Origin of the sequence: Pseudomonas sp. Tn43, from assembly GCF_014192635.1 — a bacterium.
Taxonomy (GTDB): domain Bacteria; phylum Pseudomonadota; class Gammaproteobacteria; order Pseudomonadales; family Pseudomonadaceae; genus Aquipseudomonas.
The window spans coordinates 36,105-45,579 of the sequence record NZ_JACHYG010000021.1; the positions used below are offsets into that span (position 1 = coordinate 36,105).

At 59.2% G+C, this 9,475-nt stretch carries 7 protein-coding genes; 2 read left to right on the top strand and 5 right to left on the bottom strand.

The window, feature by feature from the left end; all coding sequences use genetic code 11:
- Window positions 1-140: 140 nt before the first annotated feature.
- The 3 genes from FHW68_RS26580 to FHW68_RS26590 form a co-directional block, all read right to left on the bottom strand.
- On the bottom strand, window positions 141-1,637 hold the full coding sequence (locus tag FHW68_RS26580; protein WP_183683852.1) for a sensor domain-containing diguanylate cyclase: 1,497 nt from the start codon (window positions 1,635-1,637) through the stop codon (window positions 141-143).
- A 260-nt stretch (window positions 1,638-1,897) separates the two neighbouring features.
- The gene (locus FHW68_RS26585; RefSeq protein ID WP_183683854.1) at window positions 1,898-4,990 is read right to left on the bottom strand and encodes a multidrug efflux RND transporter permease subunit; all 3,093 of its coding nucleotides are present in this window, start codon (window positions 4,988-4,990) and stop codon (window positions 1,898-1,900) included.
- Entirely contained in the window at window positions 4,987-6,147 is a 1,161-nt protein-coding gene (locus FHW68_RS26590) for an efflux RND transporter periplasmic adaptor subunit (protein ID WP_183683856.1), read from the bottom strand. The genes FHW68_RS26585 and FHW68_RS26590 overlap by 4 nt, the downstream gene beginning before the upstream one ends.
- 358 nt (window positions 6,148-6,505) lie before the next feature.
- On the opposite strand from FHW68_RS26590, the gene FHW68_RS26595 reads away from it, so the two are divergent.
- Window positions 6,506-6,763 (top strand): hypothetical protein, encoded by a 258-nt coding sequence (locus tag FHW68_RS26595; protein WP_007905458.1) that lies wholly within the window; start codon window positions 6,506-6,508, stop codon window positions 6,761-6,763.
- Between the two features lie 141 nt (window positions 6,764-6,904).
- Entirely contained in the window at window positions 6,905-8,047 is a 1,143-nt protein-coding gene (locus FHW68_RS26600; protein ID WP_183683858.1) for a transporter substrate-binding domain-containing protein, read from the top strand.
- A 53-nt stretch (window positions 8,048-8,100) separates the two neighbouring features.
- On the opposite strand, the gene FHW68_RS26605 is transcribed toward FHW68_RS26600, so the two are convergent.
- Window positions 8,101-8,850, bottom strand: a complete 750-nt coding sequence (locus FHW68_RS26605) for a YkgJ family cysteine cluster protein (RefSeq protein ID WP_183683860.1) — start codon at window positions 8,848-8,850, stop codon at window positions 8,101-8,103.
- Between the two features lie 83 nt (window positions 8,851-8,933).
- Window positions 8,934-9,260: a hypothetical protein gene (locus tag FHW68_RS26610; protein WP_183683863.1), complete on the bottom strand. Its 327-nt coding sequence runs from the start codon at window positions 9,258-9,260 to the stop codon at window positions 8,934-8,936.
- Between the last annotated feature and the right edge of the window lie 215 nt (window positions 9,261-9,475).

A 9,475-nucleotide genomic window follows, 5' to 3' on the forward strand; every position in this document is an offset into this window, starting at 1 on the left:
GGAAAGTGGTGTTTTGTGGTGTCTGCCATGGCCTCTTCGCGGGCAAGCCTCGCTCCTACGGGACAGCGGCGCATTTAATTTCCACACTTCGTAGGAGCGAGGCTTGCCCGCGAAGAGGCCGGCCGCCACAACATAGAATCTCAGTCTGCTGCAACCACCCGATTCCGACCACTTTCCTTGGCCTGATACAGCGCCTTGTCTGCCCTATACAACAACTGCTCCAGGCTGATATCGGATGCCGTCGTCCAGGTGCTGATACCAATACTGACAGTAATCGGCGATGCATCGTCCCCCACCAATGGCAGCTGCTCCACGGCTGCGCGAATGGTGTCGGCAATCTGTTGCGCGCCAACGCTGTCGGTTTCAGCCAGAATCACCGAAAATTCCTCGCCACCGTAACGGGCAACCAGGTCCGCCGGTCGTCGAACATGGGTGCTGATCACCTTGGCCACCCAGCGCAGGGCATCATCGCCACCCTGATGGCCATGGCGATCGTTGTACGCCTTGAAGTGATCGACATCGATCATCAGCACCGACAAGGGCAGGCCGGAACGTTGGGCGCGAAACCATTCATGGTGCAAGGCCTGATCCAGGCTTCGACGGTTGGCCAGGCCGGTCAAGGGGTCGGTAGCGGCCAGTTGTGCCAGTTCATGCTCGGCGCTTTGGCGTCGACGCAATTCCCGGCAGAGCAACCAGGTCAGCCACAGCAAGCTCACACACAGGGCAATGGTCGCAAAGCTGACCACCACCGCAGTGCGTTTCCAGGCCGCAAAGACTTCATCACTCGATAGCGCAACGATGACGATCAACGGCAAGTTTCCGACCTTGGAGAACGTGTACAAACGCTTTTCCTGGTAGCGGCTGGACAGGCTGGTGAAGCTGCCGTTGCCTTCTTTGACGATGCGCTGGAAATTGGGACGGTGACTGAAGTTCTTGCCGATCAGCTCTTCGGCCAGTTGTGGTTGTTGAGCCAGAAGTGTCCCGTCCTTGCTGATCAGATTGACCGTGCTGTCGCGCCCGATGTTCAAGCTGTTGAACAACTGATCGAAGTAACTCAAGCGCATGGCGGCTTCGGCCACACCCAGGAACTCACCGTGGGGGCCGTTCACCCGGCGGCTGAAACTGATTCGCCAATCCTGTTCCGGCGACCGGGCTCTGAAGGGGGGACTGATGAACATACCCGGGTCCGGGTTATCCACGTGAGACTGGAAGAATTCACGATCGGCATAGTTGCCTTGTCTGGGCTCAACCGAGGCCGAGTCGGCGATCACGTCGCCCTTGTTGTCGAGCAACAAAATGTTGCCTTTGTAGGGCGCGGCAGTGGCACGGTCGAAATAGGCCAGATGGCGAATGGCCGGGGACACGCTCTTGAGGTCTTCTCGCTGGGAGGCAGCGATCAAACCCAGCAGGGACACATCATAGAGTTCGACATTGCGCAGGACGTCGGCGTCGATCAATTGCACGATATTGTTGGCGGCACGAGCGGCGGACAATTCGGCATTGGCGCGTTCACGGATCAGCAGGAACGCCACGATGCTCAGTATCGCAATCACCAACAACAAACTACCCAGAACCAGAAGCCGCTCCGATCGTGTCGAACGGATCGGATGTTGAGATTTCGCACTGCTCACACTCATGGTTCTGACTTCTGCAAATAAGGCGTTATGAAAGTTCTTTTACAACAATCGGGCAGAGTCCCAGAAACCGGTCGCGTCCAGAGCGCCTGTATAAATGCCGGATAAAAAAAAGGCCAGCAAAACATGCTGGCCTTTTGCTAATTGAAGCTTAGAAGACATTCAGTGGGTAGTCGATAATTACCCTGGCTCGGTAGTTTGTGGCGAGGGGGCTCGCCCCCGTTGGGCTGCAAAGCGGCCCCTGAACCGCGTGAACCCCCGCCTCAGTCCGTGGTTGCCAGCGCCGGCAGCGGTGCGGGTTTAGGCCGATGGAATATCCGCTCGAGCCACAAGTAGATGACCGGCGTGGTGAACAGCGTCAGCGCCTGGCTCACCAGCAAACCGCCGACCACGGCGATGCCCAATGGCTGGCGCAGTTCGGCGCCGGTGCCGTAGCCGAGCATCAGCGGCAGGGCGCCGAGCAGGGCGGCGAGGGTGGTCATGATGATTGGCCGGAACCGCGTCATACAGGCCTCATAGATCGCCTCTTCCGGCATCAGGCCACGGTTGCGCTGGGCGTCCAGCGCGAAATCGATCATCAGGATGCCGTTTTTCTTGACGATACCGATCAGCAGCACCAGCCCGATCAGCGCCATGATCGAAAAGTCCTGGCCGCAGATCCACAGCATGATCACCGCCCCGAGCCCCGCCGAGGGCAGCGTCGAAATGATCGTCAGCGGGTGCACGAAGCTTTCGTACAGAACGCCAAGAATGATGTACACCGCCAGCAGCGCCGCCAGAATCAGCCACGGCTGGCTGGCCAATGAACTTTGGAACGCCTGGGCCGCCCCCTGGAAATTACCGCTGATGGCCACCGGCATACCGATATCGGTCTTGGCCTGGTTGAGCATAATCACCGCATCGCCGAGCGCGACGCCGGGCGCCAGGTTGAACGACAGGTTGGCCGCCGGGAACATCCCGTCGTGAGCGATGGACAACGGGCCGATGGTGGGCGCCTCGAATTTCGCCAGGGCCGACAGCGGCACCATTTCCCCGCTCAGCGGCGAACGCAGGTAGAAATAGTTGAGGCTTTCGGCCTTGCCGCGCTGCTTGGTGTCCAGTTCCAGAATCACATTGTATTGGTTGGTCTGGGTCTGGAACTCGTTTATCTGCCGCTGGCCGAAGGCGTCATACAACGCTTCATCGACATCGCTGGCGGTCAGGCCGAAACGCGCCGCCGCGCTGCGGTCGATGCTGATGTGGGTGATGCTGCCGCCCAATTGCAGGTCATTGGAAATATCGCGGAACGCCGGGTTGGCGCGCAGTTTTTCCGTCAGGCGCTGGGTCCAGGTGCTCAGGAGTGCCCCGTCGTTGCTCTTGAGCACATATTGGTACTGCGCGCGGCTCGGGCCGGCGCTGAGGTTGATGTCTTGCCCGGCGCGCAGGTACAGCACGATACCCGGGACTTTCATCAGTTGTGGACGAATCCGGTCGATGAATTGACTGGCCGATACGTCTCGCTCGCTGCGTTTTTTCAGCGAAATCCAGAAGCGGCCGTTGGCAATGGTCTGGTTGCTGCCCGCAACGCCGACCGAGTGGGAGAACGTCGCTACGGCGGGATCGGCGGCGACGATTTCGGCCATCGCCAAGTGTTTTTTCACCATGTTGCCGTAGGAAATGTCTGCCGCCGCTTCGGTGGTGCCAAGAACGAAACCGGTGTCTTGTACCGGGAAGAAGCCTTTAGGGATAAAGATGTAACCGGCGATGGCCAGCCCCAGCGATAGACCGAATACACCGATCATCAACTTCTGATGGGCGAGGGCGCGGCGCAAGCCTTTTTCATAAAGCGCCAGCAAGCGCTCGCCGAAGCCGGATCGGCTGTGTTCCGGCGCACGCATGAATAGCGCGGCCAACGTCGGCGCAAGTGTCAGGGACACCACCACGGAAATCATGATGGTCGAGGTGGCGGTCAGGGCGAACTCCTTGAACAGCCGCCCGACCACACCGCCCATGAACAGCAGCGGAATAAACGCCGCCACCAGCGAGAAGCTGATGGAAACCACAGTAAAACCGATCTCGCCGGCGCCCTTGATGGCCGCTTCGCGCATTCCGTCGCCGGCTTCCAGGTGACGGTGAATGTTTTCCACCACCACAATCGCATCGTCCACCACAAACCCGACGGACACCACGATCGCCACCAGCGTCAGGTTATTCAGGCTGAAGCCCATGATGTACATCAGGGCGAAACTGGCGATCAGCGACACACCGAGCACCGAGGCCACGATCAGGGTCGCCGATAACTGCCGCAGGAACAGCGCCATCACCGCGACCACCAGCAGGATCGCGATCAGCAGAGTGACTTCCACTTCATGCAACGAAGCGCGGATGGTCTGGGTGCGGTCGACCAACACCTTGACCTGCACCGAGGCCGGCAGCATGGCCTCCAGCGTCGGCAGGGCCGCTTGAATACGGTCGACGGTCGCGACGATGTTGGCCCCCGGTTGCCGGAAAATCACCAGGTTCACCCCCGGCTGACCGTCAGCCCAGGCCTGAATGTAGGCGTCTTCCGAACCGTTGACGACTTTCGCTACATCCTTGAGATGAACCGGTGCGCCGTCCTTGTAGGAAACAATCAGCTGACCGTATTCCTCGGGGTGGAACAATTGGTCGTTGGTGGACAAGGTCGAAATGCTCGACTCGCCATACAACGCACCCTTGGCCAGGTTGAGGCTGGTCTGCTGGATCGCCAGGCGAATGTCCGCCAGGGTCAGGCCGATGGCGGCGAGTTTGTCCGCTGACGCCTGTACGCGGATCGCCGGACGTTGCTGACCTGTGATGTTGATATTGCCTACGCCGTCGATCTGGCTGATCTGACGGGCGAGCAGGGTTTCCACCAGGTCACTGACTTCGGTGCCGGGCATTTGCGGCGAGTTGATGCTGAGGATCAGCACCGGGCTGTCGGCCGGGTTGACCTTTCTCCAGTTCGGCAGGTTCGGCATGTCTTTGGGCAGTTTGCCGGCGGCGGTGTTGATCGCGGCCTGGACTTCCTGCGCGGCGGTGTCGATGCTTTTTTCGAGGGTGAATTGCAAGGTCAGAATGGTCGAGCCCAGGGCGCTGCTCGAGGTCATCTGGGTCACGCCGGGGATGGCGCTGAATTGCACTTCAAGCGGTGTGGCCACCGACGAGGCCATGGTTTCGGGGTTGGCACCGGGCAATTGCGCGGCGACCTGGATGGTCGGGAATTCCGCTTCCGGCAGTGGCGCAATCGACAGTCGCGGGAAGGCGATGACACCGAGCAGTACCAAGGCAAAGGTCAGCAGGACCGTCGCCACCGGATGATCGATGCACCATGCGGAAATCGAGCCATGGCCCTTCATGGTTTCGGCTCCGATTGCACCACTTGCGGCGGGTCGGTCACCACCTGCACGGTGGAACCCGGTTTGAGTCGCGAATGCCCGTCGCTGACCAGCACATCGCCCGCTTTCACGCCTTTGATGAGGTCTTGGCCGCTGCCTTGGTAAACCATCTGCACCTGAACGGCTTCGACCTTATCGCCGTTGACCCGATAGACAAAATGTTGATCGGGGCCACGTTGTACGACGGAGGGCGGCACCACCAGCGCATTTTTATCCAGTGCTGTCTGAATTTTTACCGTTACCAGCAGGCCTGGCCAGAGTTTCTGGGCGGGGTTGGCGAACTCGGCCTTGGCGCGGATGGTCCCGGTGTTGACGTTGATCTGGTTGTCGATCAGGGTCAGGCGGCCTTCGCCTAGCAGGTTGCCGGTTTCGCCGTCGGTGTCGGCACCGATGTAAGCCTTGACCGGTGTGTGCTGGGGATCATTGATCAAGCCCTGCAGGGTCGGCAACAGGTGTTGCGGCAGGGAAAACTCCACGGCGATCGGGTCGATCTGAGTCACCGTGAACAAGCCTTGGGTGTCGCTCATGCGCAGGAAGTTGCCTTCGTCCACGGTGCGAATACCGACGCGACCGGTGACCGGGGAGCGTATCTGTGTGTAGGAAAGCTGAACCAGAGCGGCGTCGATCGAGGCCTGATTGCCTTGGGCGGTGGCTTTGAGTTGGTTGACCAGAGCTTGTTGCTGGTCATAGGTCTGCTTGGACACGCCGTCGTCGACGCTCAGCAGCTTGTAGCGTTTGAGGTTGACCTGAGCCACTTGCAGTTGCGCCTGACTTTCACCCAGTTGCGCCCGGGCCTGGTCGAGGCTGGCGCGGATTGAGCGGTCGTCGATGGTGGCCAGCAGATCACCTTTGTTCACCAATTGGCCTTCCTTGACCAGCAGTTTGGTGAGGATGCCGTCGATCTGCGGACGCACGACCACGCTGTGCAACGACAACACCGAGCCAATGCCGCTGATGTAGCGGGGCACGTCTTTTTCGGCGACGCTGACCACTCGCACGGGAATGGCGGTGGAAGGGGCCAATTTGGTCGTGGCGGGTTTGGCGGCGTACCACACGCCCAGCGCTGCCAGGGTGATCAGAAGGGCGGCGAACAGGGCGATTTTTTTCTGAATTCGCATGCGAGTGGGGCGCCGGGCAGAGTGGTCGGAGTGTTATCAGGTTTATACCTTCCTTTATAAACCTGTTCGCCCGTCAGGAGAGTGACTGGTAACTGACGGCGCTGTCAGTTTGGACCTCTTTGGATTGATGCGGATTCCCCCTGATCAAAAGCTGAAGGCGAGCTAACGCTCGGCCTAATGATGGTGATGGCGGGTGCACCGCTCCACTATAGGAGCGGGCTTGCCCGCGATAGCGGCAGGTCGGTCAACACAAAACCCGACTGACCCACTGCAGCTTGCGGCTCCGGACACAGGTATACTGCCGCCTTTCGCGGCTCGCCTACCGGGCCCGACTCTTTGAGCATCACCCGGAGCTTTCATGACTTCCCCGACCCAACCGCCGGTTGCCGACGCTTTGAGCGACGACCAGGCAGACCTGCCAGACAGCGTCGACTCCAGCGCAGACAGCGAAACCAAAGCAGCGATCCCGGCATTCAAGTTTCCGTTCAAGCCAGGTGAATTGGCCGCGGCGAAAAATGCCAGCCAGCCTTGGTACAAGAACGGCGCCAAGAATGGCCATACCAAAACCCCGGGGGCAGCACCTCCTGGCACTCGTCGTTCGATGGGTAAGCGCTGAGAATCAGGCATATGTTGGCGGGTAATTATTCCTCCCGCCAATGAGACAGTTCCCACAAGGACGCGCGATTACTCCTCTAGGAAAGGCGGTTGTCATTTGTCAAGAATTCACGCCCTGTGAATTTTTGATGAAGGCCGCCAAATGTTTCTGCTCAAAACCCTGTCGCTGTTCTCTCTGGTGGCCCTGACTACCGGCTGTATGTCCTCGGCGGTCGATCCGCAGATCCGCTTCGGGGTTGAAGCCCTGGTTCCACCGTTCGAGAGCCGTAATGACAAAGGTGAGCTGGTCGGATTGAACATCGAGTTGGGCAACGCATTGTGTGCTGAACTCGAATCCCGCTGTGTCTGGATCGATCAGGATTACGCGACTAACCTCCCTGCTCTTGAAGCCGGCCGCTTCGACGTGATCATGCCGATGACGGCTACACAGGCGCGGCGCGAGCGGGTCGATTTCACCGACAATCTTTATCCCCTGAACAGCCGTCTGGTAGCGCGCAAAGGCGCGACGTTGCAAACGGACGTGCAATCGCTCAACGGCAAACGTATCGGCGTGCTGGCGGGTACCAGTCGTGAAGCGTTCGCCAAGGCGCGTTGGGCGGACGCAGGTGTAACGGTGCGCAGTTTTCAATTCAACGATCAGTTGATTGCCAGTCTTCTTGCGGGTGAGATCGATGCCACGCTGCAAGACTCCATCGAAATCACTCAAGCGTTGCTAAGCCAACCTCAGGGGCAGGCGTTTGACTTCGCCAGTCCCGCCCTCAATGATCCGATGCTGGGCAATGGTGTGGCGATGGCGGTGCGCAAAAGCGACACCCGTTTGCGCGATAACTTGAATGCGGCCCTTGAGCGCCTCAAGCACAATGGTCAGTACCAAGCGATTACCGAGCGCTACTTGCCGCCAGCAGTACCCGATTCCCCACGTTACTTTCCGAATGAAGAAGGCTTGCCATTTTCCGATGCGGTACAGGCCGGTGAGACCCTTTATCTTTCCGGGATGCTCGGTCTGGATGCCGATGGCCAACTGGTCAAGGGCGGGATTGGCCCGCAAATGACCCAGGCCATGGAGAACCTGCGCACCGAACTGCAACGCCGAGGCTCCTCCCTCGCTCATGTGGCCAAATGCACGGTCATACTGGCCGATATCAACGACTTCGATGCCATGAATGCGGTATACCGCCAGGCTTTCCCGGCCGATCGCCTACCTGCCCGGACAACGTTCGCGGCTAAAAAACTGCTGGCGAATGCTCGAGTGGAAATCGAATGCCTTGCGGTTGCTGCTCGCTGATTCACCATCAGACAAACCGCTGCGCAACCAATGTTGTGCAGTGGTTAAGTGTTTCAAGCTGCCCGCAACGAAATAAACCCATAGCTGACCGGTGTATCGGTTGCCACCTGTGCACCCGCTGCTTGCACTTGCCTGGCAATATCTTCACCCGACACGTGAAACAGCCAGTCACTGCTCGACTTTATCTGCGATTGCGTTGAAACCTGATCGATGACCGTGGCAAACGCGTTCATATCCGGCAAATAAGCGGTAAAGCCATCGCCCTTCAATGCTGTCGTCTGAATCCCCAATAACGCGCAAATCGCCTCCTTGGTCTGAATCTCATCGCGATCGGCCTGACGGGAGCGCTGGATCAATTCCGTCAGTTGCTGATCCACCAACTCACCCCCGATGATCAAATCCGGCCCTGTTTCCCAGGACTCGGGCGGGCATTCCTTGATTGCCGGGTTGAGCGGGATGTGCGGGTTGATTTCCATCGGGTAGATGCGGCATACCAGCGGTCGGCGTTCGTAGATACGGCAGAGGTTGTCTTCGTCAAGATTACGGCAGGGGCCGACGTTGTAGGCGGCAAAGGTGATCGCCACATGCGCCTGGCAGGCGCCGCTTCGAACCACCACCGAGCGGCGTTCGGCGTGTTCGCGTTGCTGCGTGGGCAGGCCCAGGCCATTGGCGAGAAAGGCCTCCAGCAGCACGATCACCTGACCGCCATCAGCCGCCCACATCCGGGCTTCGGCCAGTGTCAGGGGCACGTGGTGGTCGTTGCAGCATTTGCCACAACCTACGCAGGAAAACGTTGTATTCATGGAACGGCCAGTCACCTTTGAAGGTATGAAATGGCGACAAAAAGCCACCGCAAAGGCCTGGGCCGAAGCAAGTTATGCGCCAGTCACTGCGCTTTTGCGGGTGGGCGGATGGAGTCCCACTCGGTCACATAGGCGGTTTTGCTTTTCTTGTTGTAGAGGCATAGCTCAGTGCCTTGCTGGTCTTTCATGTGTTTCTGCGGGTACTGGCCTTGCAGCAGGAGCGCGGTATATCCGACCCGGTCATCGAATTGCGCGACGTTGCCGACGGGTTTGACGTTTTTCAGGCCGCTGGTTTTGGTGCAACTGGCGAGCACGGCTTTGTCGTGGGCGGCCCAGGCATCGGGGCTGGAGGCATGGGCTTGGGTGGTGAGGGCAGTGAGGCAGAGGAAGGTCAGGGTGGTGGCTTTCATGGTTTGGGCATCCTTGGCGTGTGGTGGCCGAGGTCGGAGTATGCCTGATGGTTTTGGATGGTTGTGCGGGCCTCTTCGCGGGCAAGCCTCGCTCCTGCACAGGTCATGTATCGTTCACCGAACCTAATGAAATGGCTACCCCCGCCTCCCCCCCTGTGATCGCCCACTAAGCTTTCACCGGGGGCTCATCGGAGATCATTGCCATGAACAACGTA

What these genes read in the sequence shown, in the direction of transcription:
- FHW68_RS26580 (WP_183683852.1), bottom strand. Translation starts at nt 1,637, where the DNA reads ATGAGTGTGAGCAGTGCGAAATCTCAACATCCGATCCGTTCGACACGA.
- FHW68_RS26585 (WP_183683854.1), bottom strand. Translation starts at nt 4,990, where the DNA reads ATGAAGGGCCATGGCTCGATTTCCGCATGGTGCATCGATCATCCGGTG.
- FHW68_RS26590 (WP_183683856.1), bottom strand. Translation starts at nt 6,147, where the DNA reads ATGCGAATTCAGAAAAAAATCGCCCTGTTCGCCGCCCTTCTGATCACC.
- FHW68_RS26595 (WP_007905458.1), top strand. Translation starts at nt 6,506, where the DNA reads ATGACTTCCCCGACCCAACCGCCGGTTGCCGACGCTTTGAGCGACGAC.
- FHW68_RS26600 (WP_183683858.1), top strand. Translation starts at nt 6,905, where the DNA reads ATGTTTCTGCTCAAAACCCTGTCGCTGTTCTCTCTGGTGGCCCTGACT.
- FHW68_RS26605 (WP_183683860.1), bottom strand. Translation starts at nt 8,850, where the DNA reads ATGAATACAACGTTTTCCTGCGTAGGTTGTGGCAAATGCTGCAACGAC.
- FHW68_RS26610 (WP_183683863.1), bottom strand. Translation starts at nt 9,260, where the DNA reads ATGAAAGCCACCACCCTGACCTTCCTCTGCCTCACTGCCCTCACCACC.